Origin of the sequence: Vibrio methylphosphonaticus (assembly GCF_023634655.1) — a bacterium.
Classification (GTDB): Bacteria; Pseudomonadota; Gammaproteobacteria; order Enterobacterales; family Vibrionaceae; genus Vibrio; species Vibrio methylphosphonaticus.
Genome location: NZ_JAMKMS010000002.1, coordinates 67179 through 85234, shown reverse-complemented (window position 1 = coordinate 85234; position 18056 = coordinate 67179). Strand labels below are relative to the sequence as shown.

15 protein-coding genes are annotated in these 18056 nt (G+C 43.7%); 11 read left to right on the top strand and 4 right to left on the bottom strand.

Annotation, left to right across the window (positions count from 1 at the left end; translation table 11 throughout):
• The first annotated feature begins 24 nt into the window (after positions 1 to 24).
• From gltS to M9196_RS02685, 10 genes are all read left to right on the top strand, one after another.
• Positions 25 to 1251 (top strand): sodium/glutamate symporter, encoded by a 1227-nt coding sequence (gene gltS / locus M9196_RS02730; protein WP_250615997.1) that lies wholly within the window; start codon positions 25 to 27, stop codon positions 1249 to 1251.
• Between the two features lie 109 nt (positions 1252 to 1360).
• Positions 1361 to 2044, top strand: a complete 684-nt coding sequence (locus M9196_RS02725) for a type 1 glutamine amidotransferase domain-containing protein (protein WP_250615996.1) — start codon at positions 1361 to 1363, stop codon at positions 2042 to 2044.
• Between the two features lie 241 nt (positions 2045 to 2285).
• On the top strand, positions 2286 to 2849 hold the full coding sequence (locus tag M9196_RS02720; RefSeq protein ID WP_250615995.1) for a sugar O-acetyltransferase: 564 nt from the start codon (positions 2286 to 2288) through the stop codon (positions 2847 to 2849).
• A 202-nt stretch (positions 2850 to 3051) separates the two neighbouring features.
• Positions 3052 to 4689, top strand: a complete 1638-nt coding sequence (locus M9196_RS02715) for a sensor domain-containing protein (RefSeq protein ID WP_250615994.1) — start codon at positions 3052 to 3054, stop codon at positions 4687 to 4689.
• 231 nt (positions 4690 to 4920) lie between these two features.
• A complete protein-coding gene (rbsD, locus tag M9196_RS02710; protein ID WP_250615993.1) occupies positions 4921 to 5340 on the top strand; it encodes a D-ribose pyranase in 420 nt (139 codons plus the stop codon).
• 32 nt (positions 5341 to 5372) lie between these two features.
• On the top strand, positions 5373 to 6878 hold the full coding sequence (gene rbsA, locus M9196_RS02705; protein ID WP_250615992.1) for a ribose ABC transporter ATP-binding protein RbsA: 1506 nt from the start codon (positions 5373 to 5375) through the stop codon (positions 6876 to 6878).
• Positions 6875 to 7855 (top strand): ribose ABC transporter permease, encoded by a 981-nt coding sequence (rbsC, locus tag M9196_RS02700; protein WP_250615991.1) that lies wholly within the window; start codon positions 6875 to 6877, stop codon positions 7853 to 7855. Before rbsA ends, rbsC begins: the two co-directional genes overlap by 4 nt.
• 160 nt (positions 7856 to 8015) lie before the next feature.
• Complete coding sequence (gene rbsB / locus M9196_RS02695; protein ID WP_250615990.1) at positions 8016 to 8894, top strand: ribose ABC transporter substrate-binding protein RbsB; 879 nt, start codon at positions 8016 to 8018, stop codon at positions 8892 to 8894.
• Between the two features lie 239 nt (positions 8895 to 9133).
• Positions 9134 to 10054: a ribokinase gene (gene rbsK, locus M9196_RS02690; protein ID WP_250615989.1), complete on the top strand. Its 921-nt coding sequence runs from the start codon at positions 9134 to 9136 to the stop codon at positions 10052 to 10054.
• Positions 10055 to 10072: 18 nt separating this feature from the next.
• On the top strand, positions 10073 to 11074 hold the full coding sequence (locus M9196_RS02685; RefSeq protein ID WP_250615988.1) for a substrate-binding domain-containing protein: 1002 nt from the start codon (positions 10073 to 10075) through the stop codon (positions 11072 to 11074).
• A gap of 177 nt (positions 11075 to 11251) precedes the next feature.
• On the opposite strand, the gene M9196_RS02680 is transcribed toward M9196_RS02685, so the two are convergent.
• Positions 11252 to 12394 (bottom strand): iron-containing alcohol dehydrogenase, encoded by a 1143-nt coding sequence (locus M9196_RS02680; RefSeq protein ID WP_250615987.1) that lies wholly within the window; start codon positions 12392 to 12394, stop codon positions 11252 to 11254.
• 183 nt (positions 12395 to 12577) lie between these two features.
• On the bottom strand, positions 12578 to 13186 hold the full coding sequence (locus tag M9196_RS02675) for a hypothetical protein (protein WP_250615986.1): 609 nt from the start codon (positions 13184 to 13186) through the stop codon (positions 12578 to 12580).
• Positions 13187 to 13724: 538 nt separating this feature from the next.
• On the opposite strand from M9196_RS02675, the gene M9196_RS02670 reads away from it, so the two are divergent.
• Positions 13725 to 15305, top strand: coding sequence for a BCCT family transporter (locus M9196_RS02670; protein ID WP_250615985.1), 1581 nt, complete (start codon positions 13725 to 13727; stop codon positions 15303 to 15305).
• 116 nt (positions 15306 to 15421) lie between these two features.
• Here M9196_RS02670 and M9196_RS02665 read toward each other — a convergent pair whose 3' ends face one another.
• Positions 15422 to 16054 (bottom strand): response regulator, encoded by a 633-nt coding sequence (locus tag M9196_RS02665; RefSeq protein WP_250615984.1) that lies wholly within the window; start codon positions 16052 to 16054, stop codon positions 15422 to 15424.
• A gap of 2 nt (positions 16055 to 16056) precedes the next feature.
• Entirely contained in the window at positions 16057 to 17430 is a 1374-nt protein-coding gene (locus M9196_RS02660) for a sensor histidine kinase (RefSeq protein WP_250615983.1), read from the bottom strand.
• Positions 17431 to 18056: the final 626 nt, after the last annotated feature.

Sequence of the window (18056 nt, the reverse complement as noted above, 5' to 3'; positions counted from 1 at the left end):
AGATTCTAACACGGAGTAAGAATAATGATTTTTGAGGACGGCGCTGTTCATATTGATTCGTTTATGGCAGTAACGATGGGGATTATTGTCCTTTTTGTCGGCAGGCGACTTAACCAAGTCGTAGGTTTTTTAAAAGAATTTAGTATCCCTGAACCTGTTTCGGGTGGCATTGTTTTTTCTGTACTATTTGCGTTACTTCATGTTGTGACCTCAATCGAAGTGAGTTTCGACCTGATGGCTCGTGATGTCTTATTAGTTTACTTTTTTACCACGATTGGTATTAATGCCAGCTTGGGTGACTTAATGAAAGGGGGGAAACCTCTGATCATTTTATTGGTCATCACAATTGGTTATATGTTGATTCAAAATATTACGGGCATCACCGTTGCGACTCTCTTCGGACTAGAGCCTGTTGCAGGACTTCTAAGTGGTACGGTCTCTCTTATTGGTGGGCATGGTACTGCGATTGCTTGGGCACCAAAGATACAAGAGCAATTTGGTCTTGAGACCGCGATGGAATTAGGGATCGCGAGCGCAACGTTCGGACTGATTCTCGCCAGTATCATGGGCGGTCCGATCGCTAAGTTTCTTATCAAGCGCTATGATCTAAAACCAAATGAAGAAGAAGCGATGGATGTGGGTATTTCAGACTCCGCGTCTGATACAAAAATCACTTCTTATGACTTTCTTGATGCCATGTTGGCGATTCATACCTGTATCATTGTTGGTGTGTTTTTAAATGAAGGTGTTGAATATTTAGGGTTGCAACTGCCGTTGTTTGTTACCTGCTTGTTTGCCGGTATTATCCTGTCGAACTTAGTGCCACATAATTACCCGAGAATTACAGGCACTAGATGGCCTGCGAATAAGCCCGCGGTAGCGCTGATAGCGGATATTTCATTGGGCGCGTTTTTAGCCATGTCGTTAATGAGTATGCAACTCTGGACGTTGGTTGATTTAGCTGGGCCAATTTTCGCAATCTTAGGGGCTCAGTTTATTGTGGCCATTCTTGTTAACTTGTTCATCATTTTCCCAGCGATGGGCAAGAACTACGACGCCGCCGTCATTTGTTCAGGGTTCGGCGGTATTTCTCTTGGTTCGACACCGACAGCAATGGCCAACATGTCTGCGGTTGCACAAAAATATGGCAACTCCCATCAGGCCTTTATTGTTGTGCCGTTGGTGTGCGCATTCTTCATCGATTTAGCTAACGCGTTGATCATCCCTTACTTTATGGGTTTGCTTGCTTAGCTATTGAAGGAGTAACGAGATGTAATGAGAAGCCACCAGGCTTCTCATTTTTTTTTGATAAATGGAGCGAGTTAACTAGGATTAAGTAATGCGTGTCTGGGAGGGCAACATGTCATCATACCAAGTACTCTTAATGCTCACATCCCATAGCCGATTAGGTTATACCAATCAAATAACTGGCGTTGACTTAAGTCAATTTGAAACATGTTATCGAGCTCTCGTGTCTAAGGACATTAAGATAACCTTGTGCTCGGTCAAAGGGGGAGCTCTGCCGATTGATCCCGCTTATGATATTGATTTACGCGATAATCAACAACAGGCTAGCCGTGACTCATTAATGGAGGTCTTAGCGTCGTCCAAGACCATTACTCATGTTGATGCTACAAAGTATGATGCCATCATTATATGCGGTGGTTATGGGGTGCTTTGGGATTTGACCTGTGACCCTGACGCGGTTTCTTTACTCGATAGCTTTCATAGTTCAGATAAATATATTTGCGCTTTGAGTCATGCATCAGGCGCTCTAATTCATGTTACCCGAGAAGATGATTCTTCTGTTTTGGAGGGAAAAAGAGTGACCGGTTATAGCAATGCGGAAGAGTTGATGGGCAACAGGGCGGCGATGATTCCGTTTTTTGTAGAAGAAGAATTAGTACGGTGTGGTGCGATATATACCGCAGAAGAGGCGTCCCAAGTGCATGTCGAAATTGATGGTAAGCTAATCACAGGACAAAACCCTGCTAGTGTTGCTTTAGCGGTTGATACATTGTTAGCCGCACTTAACGAAAGCTAACCTAGAATAGGACTACGGTTATCTAAGTCCGTTCTGCAGCGGCCCTTTCTTGACGTTATCACAGCTTGCTCAAAATGTGCTCACCAATATCTATTTATTGCATATTTCCACAAAACCATTCGTTACGATCAATGCTATTCCCAATAGCGAGGGGTTACGGTATTTAGATGGACATTTAATTCGTCTATTATACGATTGATAGATTGTTGGAAGTAAACGATATTTTTTGAGTTGGAAAGTAATGAAAACAGAAAAGCAAAAAATGCTTGCGGGAGAACCCTATCTTGCTTGGGACACGGAGTTGTATCAAGCAAGGATAAAGTGCAGAGAAGTTCTGAAACAACTGAATGATAGTATTCCTGACTCCCCACAATGGAATGACGCCAAAGAAGCACTTATCGAGAACAATGGCGGAGGGTTATATCTCGAGCCTCCATTTAGGTGTGATTATGGCAGTAACATTCAAGTCGGCAAAAACTTCTACGCAAATTTTAATTGTGTGATTCTAGATGTAAATCGCGTCGAAATAGGTGATAACGTGCTTTTTGCTCCAAACGTTCAAATCTACACTGCGGGTCACCCATTGGAGGCCAAAGCACGCGTAGATGATGGTGTTGAATTCGGCTTGCCAATCAAAATTGGCAATAATGTATGGATTGGTGGCGGGGCGATAATTTGTCCGGGAGTGAGTATTGGCGATAACGCAGTTATTGGTGCGGGGAGTGTCGTAACAAAAGATATTCCAAGTGATAGGCTAGCGGTAGGCAATCCATGCAAAGTGATCAAAGAGATTAATAACAAATAATGAAAGTGTTAGTGACCACATGTGATTATTGATGGTAAGTACAGGTTGTTATAATTACGATATGTTGTTACTGGCAATTTGATTACTATAAAAAAAAGCGTCAAAAAACTGTTATCTTACCAACGAAAACTTGACGTTTTATTTGATGTTAATTCCATAAATATTTATGATGTAGCGCTTAGTATCATTGGGTTTATCATTAGTGGATCATATATCGCCAAATTCAACTCTAGAATTGTCGTTCGGCTTGATAGCAAACGCGCTGCAAAGTTGCGCCGCGGCAATTTTGATAACCGATGCTAAGGCGAGCATTAAGTATGCAAATGACCAGTTTTATCAGCTCACTGGCTATTCCGCAGAAGACGTGGCCAACCGAAACCCTAACATTTTAAAGTCGGGAAAAACCAGCCCCGATACTTATCGTGAAATGTGGTCTGCGCTTTGCAGTGGAAATTCGTGGTACGGTGAACTCATTAATCGCAAAAAAAATGGCGATTTATTTATAGAGAAGGCGCAAATTAGCCCTTTTACTCATCAAGGTGAAACGTACTATATTGCTGTTAAACGTGATATTACATTAGAAAAAGATACGACAGATAAACTGAGTGATTTAGCCTATTTCGACACGCTGACTCGCTTGCCCAACCGCACATCATTCTTTGAACAATTACAGCGTTTTCTCAGTACGAACCCTCACGCATTAGAAGCGTACTCGCTATTACTTATCGATCTCAATGAATTTAAGTCAATCAATGACAGTAAAGGTCATGATTACGGTGATCTATTCTTGCAGGCGGTGGCGAGACGCTTTAAATCCGTAGTAAGTGAGCACGGTATGGTGGCTAGGCTCGGTGGGGATGAATTTGTAGTCCTGCTTCCTTCGTGTAATTGTGAGGGTGCCGCCAACTATGCACAGCGACTTATTGACTCTATTGCCTATATAGAAATTGGTAATAAGTATGAGCGCGGTTCTGCCGCGATTGGCATAACCACGAAGTCATCAAAAAATATAGAATCAAGCTTGTTGTTAAAACAAGCTGATCTCGCGATGTACCGTGCAAAACAATGTCAGGCGAATTGGGTGTGTTATACAGAAGAGATGGGTGAGCAGTGGGGTAGGAAGAAGGCCCTGGCTCAAAGACTTTCTGAAGCGATAGAGCAACATCGTTTAGAGGTGGGCTTTATGCCCGTTGTTGACCTTTCTAATCACGAAGTGGTCAGCTTTAAAAGCCGTCTTTCGTGGCACGATCAAGTGTTTGGTGAAGTAAATCGCTTTGAATTTATTCCCATTGCAGAAGAAAGCCAACTCATCCGGAAGTTGAACCTATTTACTATCGAACAAGCCTGTAAATATGCCTCTGTCGGTGCGCTACGAAAAGTCGCCGTTAAAGTTTCTTCGAAAAACTTTGGGCACGGTTCATTTGTGGACGAAGTTGCTCAAATACTTCAACACTATAGCCTATCAGCGGATTGCTTAATTTTAGAAGTGTTTGAAGAATCCTTATCTAAAAAGCGCAGTGTGGATGAACTGTATCAGCTTGTTGAGCATGGTTGCCAAATCACCGTCGCGGATTTTGGTATGGGTCATATCTCAATTTCAGATCTTCGTGATTTACCGATTCAGAAGATAAAAATCAGTGCACTATTAACAACAGAAATCGCCGAGGATGACTCCGTTAAACAAGTGGCTAAAGCCATTGTTGGGCTAGCAAACTTACTGGATATAGACACTATTGCAGAGGGAGTGGAATCTGAGGAGCAACTCTTGTCATTGAAAGCGATAGGTTGTCACTTTGCCTCTGGAGAATACATTTCTACCCTTATGCAATATGGCGCTTAGCAGCGTCATTCTTCTCTAATTATCCTGCCCCAAACCTGATATTCACAATTTGAAACTATTCACGTTTAACGCATCGATACGTTTCGATGTGGTGATAATGATCACGTTTACTTCAGTTCTCACTCGAATTTTTCAATATTGGCGTTAGGATTATCGCCATCGAAACGTATCGATGGTGATTGTATATTTTGGACGCTCATCGATGATCTCAAGAACCGAGCAGGTACAAAAATGAAAAAAAGTGCACTAATTAACTCAGAGCTTTCATATTTAGTTTCCACTCTTGGACATACTGATGAAGTCACTATCTGCGACGCGGGTTTACCTATCCCTGAAGAAACACTACGAATTGACCTTGCACTCACATTAGGCGTGCCATCATTTTTGCAAACGGTCAAAGTTTATTTATCTGAAGTGCAAATCGAAGGTGTACTTTTAGCTGAAGAGTTTAAACGCGTTTCCCCACAAGCTCACGACGCTTTGATGGCGTTGATCGATAACGAAGCAAGAGTAACGGGTAAGGACATTTCAGTATCGTACATTTCTCATGAAGAATTCAAAGTTAGAACGCAAGACTCCAAAGCAGTCGTGCGTACCGGTGAATGCACACCGTACGCGAACGTAATCTTTCAATCTGGTGTCGTATTTTAGGCCACAAAATTATGTACGAGCAGGACAGCCCTATGTTGCAACCCATACTACAACTTAGTGAGATAGAAAAAGCCTTTCCGGGTGTCAAAGCCTTAGATAAGGCGAGTCTAAACGTGTATCCAGGCAAGGTTATGGCGCTACTTGGTGAAAATGGCGCAGGTAAATCAACGCTGATGAAAGTGTTGACGGGCATTTATTCTAAAGATGCGGGTGAATTACGCTATCAAGACAACGACGTATCATTTGCAGGACCAAGAGATTCGCAGCAAGCCGGTATAAGTATTATTCACCAAGAGCTCAATTTAATTCCAGAGCTGACGATTGCCGAGAATATTTACCTTGGACGCGAAAAAACCAACGCGTTTGGTCGCATTATGTGGAACGAAATGTATTCAGATGCTGATGCATTGTTATCTCGTTTAAACGTAAAACACAGCTCTAAAACCTTGCTTGGTGCGCTCAGTCTCGGTGAGCAACAGATGGTAGAGATTGCGAAAGCACTGTCATTTGAATCGAAGGTTATCATCATGGATGAGCCGACGGATGCATTAACGGACACCGAAACGGCTTCTTTGTTTAAAGTGATCAATGAGCTTCGCCAACAAGGCTGTGGCATTGTTTACATTTCCCATCGTTTGAAAGAAATCTTTGAAATTTGTGATGATATTACCGTCTTAAGAGATGGCAAGTTCATTGGTCAAACGGTGGTCGCAGACACAAACGAAGACGCGTTAATTGAAATGATGGTAGGTCGAAAGCTGGATGAACAATATCCGCGTATTCATGCGGTACACGGCAAACGTAGTTTAGAAGTAACGGGTGTTTCTGGTCTTGGTGTTAGTGAAGTGAGCTTTCATGTGGATCAGGGTGAAATCCTTGGCGTATCAGGGTTGATGGGTGCTGGTCGCACAGAGTTAATGAAGATTGTCTATGGCGCTCAAAAAAGAGAGTCCGGTGATGTGACGCTTTATGGCAAAACGATCAACCCAGACAGTCCTCAGGAAGGATTAGCCAATGGTATCGCCTATATTTCTGAAGATCGTAAAGGCGACGGCTTAGTATTAGGTTTGTCGGTTAAGGAGAATATGTCGCTGTGCGCATTAGAGGCTTTATCAAAAGGATTGCAGCTTCAACATGGTGATGAAGTCATCGCTGTGGAAGATTTTATTAAGTTATTCAATATCAAAACGCCTTCTAGAAATCAGATCATTGGTAACTTATCTGGAGGTAATCAACAAAAAGTGGCGATTGCTAAAGGGCTAATGACTAAGCCTAAAGTGCTTATTCTTGATGAGCCAACACGCGGTGTGGATGTTGGTGCTAAAAAAGAAATTTATCAGCTGATCAATAAGTTTAAGGCAGATGGCATGAGCATCATTTTAGTGTCATCGGAAATGCCAGAAGTGCTTGGGATGAGCGACCGAATTATGGTCATGCATGAAGGCCGCGTAAGTGGCGAATTTATGGCAAACGAAGCCGACCAAGAAAAACTATTGGCGTGCGCAGTGGGTAAAAAGGTAAACGAGGAAGCAGCATGAGCAACAAATCAATGAGTGTAGCAACAGAAAAGAAAACGACGTTGTTCAATAAGGAATGGCTAATCGAGCAAAAATCACTGATAGCATTGGTTTTTCTTATTGTCGTGGTGTCTTTTTTAAACCCAAACTTTTTTACTGTCGACAACATCCTTAATATTCTTCGTCAAACATCGGTCAACGCCATTATTGCAGTGGGTATGACACTGGTCATTTTGACGGCGGGCATCGACTTGAGTGTTGGGTCTGTCTTGGCATTGTGTGGCGCGTTTGCTGCTAGCTTAGTTGGCTTGGAAGTGCCAGTCATGATCGCCGTGCCAACCGCACTTGTTGCCGGTGCAGCATTAGGGGCAATCAGTGGCATCATTATCGCCAAAGGTAAAGTGCAAGCCTTTATCGCTACCTTGGTCACAATGACTTTGTTACGTGGTGTCACCATGGTTTATACCGACGGACGCCCAATTTCTACAGGGTTTACAGAAACAGCGGATGCCTTTGCTTGGTTCGGTACCGGTTATGCTTTGGGCATTCCAGTACCGGTGTGGCTAATGGTGTTGGTGTTCGCTTCGGTTTGGTATTTATTAAATCACACACGTTTTGGCCGTTATGTTTACGCATTAGGTGGTAATGAATCGGCGACACGCCTATCAGGTATTGATGTCGATAAAGTCAAAATTGGCGTGTATGCGATTTGTGGTTTGTTGGCGGCGTTGGCGGGCATTATTGTCACCTCTCGTCTTTCTTCAGCGCAACCTACAGCCGGAATGGGCTATGAACTTGATGCTATTGCCGCGGTAGTATTAGGCGGAACCAGTTTAATGGGCGGGCGCGGTCGAATTATGGGCACATTAATTGGTGCGTTAATTATCGGCTTCCTGAACAATGCACTGAACTTGCTTGATGTATCGTCTTATTACCAAATGATTGCAAAAGCGGTGGTTATTCTGCTGGCTGTCTTGGTTGATAACAAAAACAAATAGAACACCGATTACTTAGGAGCGAGATGAAAGCTGGTGTCGCTCCTTGTGAAACGCAAGCACAACTGTACATGGTACTTTGTCGTGAGGTACCCAGAACTATTAGAACCATTTTACATTTATTAGTCACACCCCCTACATACAATATATAAAGGAATAGACCATGAAAAAATTGGCAACGCTTATCTCTGCAGCTGTACTGTCAGCTTCTATGTCTGCGACCGCAACAGCACAAGATACAATGGCGATCGTTGTGTCGACACTGAATAACCCGTTCTTCGTAACAATGAAAGATGGTGCGGAAGCAAAAGCTAAAGAACTTGGCTATAACCTTATCGTTTTAGATTCACAAAATGATCCAAGTAAAGAACTTTCCAACGTGGAAGACTTAACGGTTCGTGGTGTGAAAGCGATCCTAATTAACCCGACTGACTCTGATGCGGTATCGAATGCCATCCGTATGGCGAATCGATCCAATATCCCAGTACTGACTTTAGACCGTGGTGCCAGCCGAGGAGATGTCGCGAGCCATATCGCGTCTGACAACGTTGTTGGTGGTGAAATGGCGGGTCATTTCATTATGGAAAAAGTGGGCGAAAAGGCAAAAGTAATCCAACTTGAAGGTATTGCTGGTACGTCTGCAGCGCGTGAGCGTGGTGAAGGTTTCATGAATGCGGTTAAAGGCTCTGATATGGAGCTACTGGCGAGCCAACCCGCCGACTTTGACCGCACTAAAGGTCTCAATGTTATGGAGAACTTACTTGCAGCAAATCCAGATGTCCAAGCGGTCTTTGCACAGAATGATGAAATGGCATTGGGCGCAATGCGTGCAGTGCAAGCTGCGGGCAAAGATGTGATGATCGTTGGTTTCGATGGCACTGACGATGGTATCGCGGCGGTTAAACGTGGCAAGTTGGCTGCAACTGTTGCACAGCAGCCCGATATGATTGGTGCGCTGGGTGTGGAAACCGCTGCAAAAGTCTTAAAAGGCGAAGTGGTAGAAACGTATATTCCAGTACCTCTTAAGATCATCAACGAATAATTTTCGCTGACCGGACAATAGACGCCCACACTCTGGGCGTCTATTGGAGTCCCTGTTTTAGATAATCAAATTAGAGAAGCAAGATAAAAACACGTTAGATGCTTGATTGGTTGGATTGGTTGAGTGCGCTTCCATTGTCCGGTGTGAGGAGATTATCTAACGCGGCAGGTCGAACAAGAGTATTTTGGCTTAAACGATTAATCCAAAGTTTTCTTATTCCTAGTTACAAGGAACATTATATGAATCAGCTCATTGTTTTGGGTAGCGTCAACGCTGACCATGTTTTACAGGTGCCTTCTTTTCCAAGACCTGGTGAAACGTTACACGGTCACCGTTATCAGGTTATCCCCGGCGGAAAAGGCGCAAATCAAGCGGTCGCTGCCGCGCGATTAGGGGCGGATATTGGGTTTATTGCATGTGTTGGTGATGATCCGTTTGGTGTTAATATCCGTGATGCTTTTCAAGTTGATGGCATAAACGTGGAAGGCGTGTCAGTAGAAGCAGAGACGCCTACCGGAATCGCGATGATACAAGTCTCTGATAGTGGTGAAAATAGCATCTGTATTTCAGCGGAAGCGAATGCAAAGCTGTTGAAAACGCAGGTGGAAAAGCATCGGAAGTTGATCGACGGAGCCAGTTATTTGCTCACGCAATTGGAAACGCCACTGGAAGGTATAAAGTACGCGGTCACACTCGCTAAGCAGTCAAAAACTAATGTTATCTTAAATCCGGCACCAGCCCGAGAATTGCCAGACACCATACTGTCGTGTATCGATGTAATAACACCCAACGAAACCGAAGCCGAAGTGTTAACGGGCGTGACGGTTACTGATGATGAATCCGCCCAACGAGCAGCCAGTTTATTGCATCAAAAAGGCATTGAAATTGTTATGATTACGCTGGGTTCACAAGGGGTGTGGCTGAGCCAAAATGGGCGTGGTAATCGTATTCCTGGATTTAACGTTGACGTGACAGACACTACAGCGGCAGGCGACACCTTTAATGGCGCACTTGTCACCGCACTCATTCGTGGTGAAAGCATTGAAGACGCTATTGTTTTTTCTCATGCGGCAGCGGCGATTTCAGTGACACGATTTGGTGCGCAAACGTCGATCCCAACCTTAGATGAAGTGAACGAGTTTATTTCGCAGCAAAGCTAGAATGGAGAGTTAAGCTAAATGGCTTCGATGAAGGATATTGCAAGGCATGCTGGCGTTTCAACCTCAACGGTCAGCCATGTCATCAATAAAACACGATTTGTTAGCGAAGAGATATCAGAGCGCGTCAACAGGGTGGCAAAAGAGCTAAATTATGCGCCATCTGCGCTTGCTCGAAGTTTGAAAATGAATCGAACAAGAACCATTGGTATGTTAGTGACCACGTCGACTAACCCTTTCTTTGGTGAGGTCGTAAAAGGCGTCGAGCGCAGCTGCTATCAGGAAAATTACAACTTAATCCTCTGTAACACAGAGGGAGATTCTGAGCGAATGCGCGCATCCATCGATACATTGATGCAGAAACGCGTCGATGGGTTAATATTGATGTGCTCGACGGTAGAAGGGGAGCACATCGATATTTTCCAACAGTATCCGACGATTCCGGTGGTCGTGATGGATTGGGGACCGATACATTTTGAAAGTGATAAAATTCAAGATAATTCATTTTTTGGCGGTTACCTTGCTACTAAGCATTTAATTGAATCCGGTCACCAGGAAATTGGTTGCATTACAGGCCCGTTAAACAGACAGCAAGCACAAATGCGCTACGATGGCTATAAAAAAGCCCTTGAGGAAGCCGAACTTGAGCTTAATCCAGACTGGGTTATCGAAGCTGACTTTGAGTGTGAAGGTGGCGCGCAGGCGCTTAATGCGCTCGTAGAGCGTGGTCGTTTACCAACCGCATTATTTGTTTGTAATGACATGATGGCGATGGGGGTTATTAATGTCGCTGACCGACGGAATATCCAGATTCCAGATGAGCTATCAATTATCGGTTACGATGATATTCACATTGCCAAATACATGACACCGTCTTTAACAACGATCCACCAACCTAAATATCGCTTAGGGAAAGCGGCGGTCGAAACGCTGCTCGATAAAATTGAAAAGCGTGTTGAGCAGCCTGATCTGATTCAATTAGAGCCGACATTGGTAGAGCGAGAAAGTGTCAAAGCCCTCTAGCGCAGTAGAATGGGTAATCGGTTTATTTATGATACTTCGCGACGAGTCGACGGCTTATTAGTAATGATGTCGTGATAAAAAAGGCGTTAAACTGGGCTCATACAGAGCTTCCGTTTAACGCCTTTTTAGTGTTCAGAGTTGAGCCATTAACACGTAAGTGCCATGCATGATTTTATTTTATAGAGCGTTCTCTAAGATGGTACGAGTGACATCAAGGGTGATGGCTTTATTTTCGCCCATTTCTAGATAACCATTTTGTTTGAGCTTAGTAATGACTTGCTCAATCGCGTCACTTTTATCTCCCGGTACTTCCGACAATACAAGGTCGACGTTTAATCCTTGGTAGAAGCTTTCAATGGCGGCGATGGTATCTTCAGCTAATGAAGGACCATCGGTAAATCCGAAGACATTTCGACCCATTTGTTCAAGCTTGGCGCGTTTCGCTTCAATTTGAACACGCAGTAAAGAAGGCTGAATAATGGCAAGTGAGCGCGCGTGGTCAACATGCCACAAAGCTGTTAACTCATGGCCAATCATATGTGTCGCCCAGTCTTGGGGCATGCCTGCGCCAATGAGACCGTTGAGTGATTGGTTGGCGGTCCACATTAAATTTTCCCGCCAAGCGTCATCTTGCTGTTCAAATTGATGCCCTAGTGTCAGGAGGTTTTTTAACAGAACTTCAGCGTAGCCATCTTGAACCATATTGCCAGTAGGATAGGTGATGTACTGCTCACAGACGTGGACCCAAGCGTCGACAAGACCATTCACGAGTTGCCTTTCTGGCAGAGTTTTCATTGCGCTAGGATCTAAAACAGCAAATACCGGTCGTACCGCTGGAGACATGAAGCCCAACTTTTCATTGGTGGATTTCTTTGTCACAACCGCGCCCATGTTGGACTCCGACCCTGTAGCGGGTAGCGTTAGGATAGCGCCAAGTGGGATTGCACTCTCTACAGTATATTTACGCGTCACTAAATCCCAGCTATCGCCATCATGCAGTGCAGCTGCGGCAATGTATTTAGCGCCATCAATGACCGATCCGCCACCAACGGCAAGGATGAAGTCGATGGATTCAGATTTAGCAATGGCAATGGCTTTGTCTAATGTTTCTTTGGTGGGATTCGCTTCGATGCCCGAAAACTCCATCCAGCGATGATCGCTCAGTGCGGCGACAACTTGGTCATAAACGCCATTTTTTTTGATGGAACCACCACCATAGACAACGAGCACATTGGCATCGGAGGGTACATTGGCGGCTAACGTACTGATTTGTCCAACACCAAAATGAATGACCGTAGTATTAACGTAACTAAACTTCATGAAAATTGCCCCTTGTGACTCAAAGTACTATGCGAGACATCTGTGCTTATGAACAAAGAAAGCTGATGCGCAGAGATGCTAATGCATAGAGAAATAATAGGTTGAGTATATAAGATAGATTAACACTATGGTTGGGGTGTATTTTTGGGGTTCAAGGGAAACCCCAAAAATAGATGAAAATAACTAGCTACAAGTCGGTGGCTTTCCAGCGATTTGGCGCTCTTGTTGAAGTTCTTTATGTAGAGATTGCAGCTGTGTTTTTGCTTCTTGAGTGGAGCTAACAGATTGGCTTAATTTGATGAAACGATTGACGGCATTATCAACGCCTTGAGAGTTGTTTCTATCGTAGTCAATCAGTGCCTGCATTGCCACGCCTGCCTCTTGATAAGATTGCTGAGAAGCTTGCTCTGCTGCCAGGGCCGAACGAAATGCGGTGTCATATTGACAGGCTATTAGGGCGTTAACTGAGGCGTCTATATCCGGTCCAAAATCTAGCGTCGGCTTAGATTTTGTGGCTTGTTGCGCCGCTTGTTTAGCTTCTTCTTTTTGGTCCTTTGAGTAACCATCGACCGCGCCTGCCGTCCCTCCAGCTAAAGCGCCCGCCGTGACATTTCGGCTAAGACGATACGTATTCACTTCCCCGTCAACAATAAGGTCGGTGAGGGCGCCTAGCATGCCGGCTGATACCGCACCAGCAGCGGCACCTTCGGCTGCACCTTGTGTCGTATTGGCCCCACAGCCGAAGAGAAAGGTAGACAAAATAGTGATGGCAATAATGGAAGGTTTCTTCATGGCTTAATCCCTAGGTAACTTATTGTTATTGAAAATCTTGTTGTTGAAAATTGTACTCTTGAACAAGTATAGGGCAACTGTTTTTGTTCGATCAATTTATAACGGCGAAAGCGAAACTTTTGTGAACTGACACCAGACGGGTTGATAGGCTCTTTCGTTATGTATTGATGAAAGCTATTTTAGGTTGGGGGCGGGTGTGTTGATGAAAGTTATATGGGCTGGTGAATGTTAAATGTGGAGGGCATGGTTTATCAATGTGAAGCCTTAATCCACGCTGGGGTTGTGTGCGGTTAGTGATTGGCGTAGCTAGTACGGGGAAAAAATACAGGTTAAGTTACTTAGAGCACGTAACGATTTGTTATGCTCTTGTATCAGTGTACATATGGTTTTTTACGCTATAAAGGCATGGGTTTGAACCATTTTTAAACATGTGATAGCATTTGCGCCGAATTATTGATTAGAACTCTAAACAAATGGAGGGCGGTTTTTTTGTTTTCTCACCAGAGTAAAACAAGTAGGAAGCGTATTAGTTGTATTTATGGAAAAAGCATTAAAGAAATATAGTATTGAGACGACGGACTATCAGGTCGGTCAGGACAATGTACAAAAATGGGGGTTCGATATACACAACCCGGTATTCGGGACGAGTGCTGCACTGGTCATCCTATGTTTACTTTCACTTCTCATCGTTGAACCTTCCACGGCGCTTAGCGCATTAAACAGTGTTAAAAATGGCATCATCCAAGACTTTGACGTCTTCTTCATGTGGGTGACCAACTTCTTTATATTTTTTGCTTTAGCACTGCTTGTTTCGCCGTTAGGCAAAATTCGAATCGGTGGTAAAGAGGCTAAATCAGAACATTCCACGATTTCTTGGCTTGCGATGTTATTCGCGGCTGGCATGGGTATAGGCTTGCTCTTCTGGGGAGTAGCAGAACCTACCGCTTACTTCACGGATTGGTGGGGCACCCCATTGAATGTTGAACCTAATACGGAAGCAGCAAAGTCACTTGCTATGGGTGCGACGTTATTCCACTGGGGTTTTCATGGTTGGAGTATTTACGCCATTGTGGCGCTCTCGTTAGCCTTCTTTACTTATAATAAAGGACTGCCGCTTTCAATCCGCTCTGCGTTTTATCCTGTTTTTGGTGACCGAGCTTGGGGTTGGTTAGGTCATATCATTGATATCATGGCGGTGCTTGCGACACTATTTGGTCTGGCGACCTCTCTTGGCTTAGGCGCACAGCAAGCCACGAGTGGCATCAATTACGTATTTGGCCTAGATGGCGGGATTGGAATGCAGCTTGGCGTTATTGTTTTCGTCACAATGATTGCTGTTGTTTCTGTTATTCGCGGTATTCACGGCGGGGTTAAAGTTCTTAGTAACGTCAACATGATCTTAGCGTTTTTGTTGTTGGTGTTTGTCACTGCTGTCAGCTTCGACGTAGCCGTGTCATCGTTGTGGACCACGACGTCAGGGTACTTGGGAAACATCGTTGAATTGAGTATCCCTCATGGCCGTGACGATACGGTTTGGATGCATGGTTGGACGGTGTTTTACTGGGCTTGGTGGATCTCATGGTCACCATTTGTCGGTATGTTTATCGCTCGTGTATCTAAAGGCCGCACGGTTAGAGAGTTTCTATTAGCGGTTATCTGTATTCCAACCGTGGTAACGGTAATTTGGATGTCGGTGTTTGGTGGTATCGCCATCGATCAGGTTATGAACAATATTGGCGAACTTGGCGCGACAGGTTTAACCGACATTTCACTGACTTTATTTCACGTCTATGATGCTCTGCCGTATGGTGAAGTCCTTTCAGTGATCTCCATCGTGTTGATTTTAGTCTTCTTCATTACGTCATCTGACTCGGGTTCTTTGGTCATCGACAGCATTACAGCAGGTGGCAAGATTGATGCGCCAGTACCACAGAGAATATTTTGGGCTTGTATCGAAGGTGCAATTGCGGGTGTGATGCTGTGGGTTGGTGGGAAAGAAGCCTTGCAAGCATTGCAATCTGGGGTTGTGGCGACAGCGCTTCCGTTCGTATTTGTATTACTGTTGATGTGTTTTAGTTTGGTCAAAGGACTAAAAACAGAGCTTTCTGACTATAGATAATCGAATACTGTTGTGGAGTATTAAAAGGGGCCGATAGGCCCCTTTTTCGTTGCGTACATCATGTTGGCTTCGATATGCTTTTTATAATCAGAGCGGCAGCACTAATGGATACTTTGCTACTGAAGCATACTGGTATAAACCTGTCGACCGAAGTCCGTTAACGTGTAAACACGATTATCTCCTTTTGTGACTAACCCGGAGTTAAGTAATTGCCTTAAGTGAAAGTTGAATTTAGTGTGGTCTTCAATACCTACGAGTCGGCAAAGGTCCATAAATTTGATTTTGTGGTGAATTTTTAGCTGGCGGACAACAGCGCGACGGATTGGATTAGAGAGGGCACTAAATACTTGATCGCGAGATTCAACATTGGGATTTTCTTTCGGAGAGCGTGCGGCATGCACCCGTTTTAGTGTTACTGATAGCGCGGAAAGGTTAAAGGGTTTGGTGAGAAATTCATCGGCCCCTTTTTTCATAGCATCAACTGCGATATCGACGGTAGCAAAGGCGGTAGTAATAATGACACCGATATTGGGCTGGAAGCGTCGTAATGTAATGAGCGCATCAATACCTGTCATGCCGCTCATGACTACATCTAAAAGCGCCAAATCAAACGGTTGTGCTTTGGCTGTGTCAAGAGCATCTTCTGCGTTTTCGCAGGATGTGACATCAAAGCCTTCGGCTATTAGCGCTTCGGTAAGCACTTCTCGCAGGTCTGTATCATCTTCAGCTAAGAGTAATCGTAGTTTCATCTTTATGCTCCTGGTAATGTGAGTTCAACAATTAATCCGGGGCAAGCATTGGAAAATTGAATTGACCCGTTGTGTTGTGTTGCCGCTTGTTTGACTAAAGCGAGGCCCATCCCAGTACCTTGACCAATAGGCTTAGTCGTGAAAAAAGGCTGGGTTGCTTTACTGAGTGTTGCTGGTGTCATGCCTGTTCCCCAGTCACGAACCTTAATGATCACTTTGTCTTTGTGTTGGATGGCGTAAACGGCCAACCTTCTATTTTTCGAACTCGCGTCGATTGCGTTCGATATAAGATTAACTAACGCCTCTTCAAGTAATGCTTTGTCACCAGAGACAAAAATGTTTTTTGAAGTATCAAGGTTAAGTTCATAGCTGGAAAGTCGATATTGAAGTAAGTCAATTGCAGAAAGAATCAGTTCTTCAACAGCGATTCTTTCATGTGCGATTGTTCGTTGGTGAGAATATCGCAATACTTCTTGGCTGATATGGGCTGCGCGTTCAAGACCGCGACGAATACGGTTCACATTGCGCTTGGTCGCTTCGCTATCGTGTAAACTTTGCTCTAGTAAGTCACAACTCATTAGTGCACTGCTGATGGGGGTCTTAATTTCGTGAGCAACCGCGGATGATAACTCACCTAACTCTTTAAGCTTCTGGTTTTGAAGGGATAAAGAGAGGGCCTCTTCGATCTGTTGTTTTCTTTCGATATCAAATACTTTAAGCGCTTGCCATAAGGCCGCGAGAAGCGCGACCGCGCCAACACAACGAAATATCAACACCCAATGACCAACATGCTCAACCATGAGACCGCTTCCGATGCCATAGATAAAGAACGCAACGCCGGATAAGAAGAAATAGCCGTGCTTGGGAATTTGTTTCTGACGCATAACGCGTGAGTATTGGATGAGTGCGCTACCCGCAATGGCGCTAGCCACAAACCCAAACACGATACGCGTAAAATGTAGGAGGTCAGCGTAATAAGCGAGTGGGTCGCCGTTTACGTATTGATAAACAAAGTTCACAATGTAAATGACAACGACCACGCACCAACTTTGACGAATCGCTCGCACATAGGGCCAGTCAATAATATCTAACATTTTCCAAGCAAACACACTGAGAGGCAAAAGGGCGATCAGGAGTTTACCTATCAACAGTAACCTTAAAGGATCGGTGATGATGGATTCTTGCTGATAGATGACGAGGTAGAGTTCCGACCACTCATGAAAACCTAATATTAAACCGGCGGCGCCAAGGTAAGGCAACACTCTCGCGATCCGAATCGTGCTTTTGGATGTGTCTCTAAATAGAATAGAAAAAAATAGAGTGATGAACGCTAGTCCGTACACGAGGTAAATTTTAAATACGAAGAGAGTGCTCATTGATGACATTTTTTATAAAAAACGAATAGCGTTGTTATAGCATTCATCAATGTGATCTTGATCACTGATAACTTACTTTCTATTTTTGGGTTTTAGTGAAATTAGATGAAGATAAAAAATGCGCTATGTAAACAGAAACTTAAAGGTTAGGGGTAAAACCTAAAGTTTTGATTTCTTGAGTTAATAGACATGTGTTACCTAATGATTGCTAAGAGTTGGTCGTTAAGGTTGGCAATCGAAATGAATGATAATCACCCTTTTATTAACCGCGTACATAAACAGATAATAAAAGGGTGAGAATTAAATTTAACCTAAATGCTGTAAAGGTGAATTTAAATTATCATATTACACTAATTATATTTAACTACTTTTTAATCGCCATTTCTAATGGAGTTACATCCTTGTTTTTTACTTTACCAGTAAAAATTGTTCCTACCAGGTGAATTTAAATCCTAATAAATAAAAATACAACAAAATAATGATTACCAAAAATGGAATTATAAGTTTCGCATATTTTCAATTTTATTGGTTAGAAGTTATGTGTATATTTTGTCTCATTGGAAGCACAAGGTGATTATGTTTCTCAATGTTGTGGAATGAAATTATCAATTATTAATATTACTTGT

Bases quoted from the DNA above. Each gene is read 5' to 3' on its own strand.
- gltS (WP_250615997.1), top strand. From the start codon at position 25: ATGATTTTTGAGGACGGCGCTGTTCATATTGATTCGTTTATGGCAGTA.
- M9196_RS02725 (WP_250615996.1), top strand. From the start codon at position 1,361: ATGTCATCATACCAAGTACTCTTAATGCTCACATCCCATAGCCGATTA.
- M9196_RS02720 (WP_250615995.1), top strand. From the start codon at position 2,286: ATGAAAACAGAAAAGCAAAAAATGCTTGCGGGAGAACCCTATCTTGCT.
- rbsD (WP_250615993.1), top strand. From the start codon at position 4,921: ATGAAAAAAAGTGCACTAATTAACTCAGAGCTTTCATATTTAGTTTCC.
- rbsA (WP_250615992.1), top strand. From the start codon at position 5,373: ATGTTGCAACCCATACTACAACTTAGTGAGATAGAAAAAGCCTTTCCG.
- rbsC (WP_250615991.1), top strand. From the start codon at position 6,875: ATGAGCAACAAATCAATGAGTGTAGCAACAGAAAAGAAAACGACGTTG.
- rbsB (WP_250615990.1), top strand. From the start codon at position 8,016: ATGAAAAAATTGGCAACGCTTATCTCTGCAGCTGTACTGTCAGCTTCT.
- rbsK (WP_250615989.1), top strand. From the start codon at position 9,134: ATGAATCAGCTCATTGTTTTGGGTAGCGTCAACGCTGACCATGTTTTA.
- M9196_RS02685 (WP_250615988.1), top strand. From the start codon at position 10,073: ATGGCTTCGATGAAGGATATTGCAAGGCATGCTGGCGTTTCAACCTCA.
- M9196_RS02680 (WP_250615987.1), bottom strand. From the start codon at position 12,394: ATGAAGTTTAGTTACGTTAATACTACGGTCATTCATTTTGGTGTTGGA.
- M9196_RS02675 (WP_250615986.1), bottom strand. From the start codon at position 13,186: ATGAAGAAACCTTCCATTATTGCCATCACTATTTTGTCTACCTTTCTC.
- M9196_RS02670 (WP_250615985.1), top strand. From the start codon at position 13,725: ATGGAAAAAGCATTAAAGAAATATAGTATTGAGACGACGGACTATCAG.
- M9196_RS02665 (WP_250615984.1), bottom strand. From the start codon at position 16,054: ATGAAACTACGATTACTCTTAGCTGAAGATGATACAGACCTGCGAGAA.
- M9196_RS02660 (WP_250615983.1), bottom strand. From the start codon at position 17,430: ATGAGCACTCTCTTCGTATTTAAAATTTACCTCGTGTACGGACTAGCG.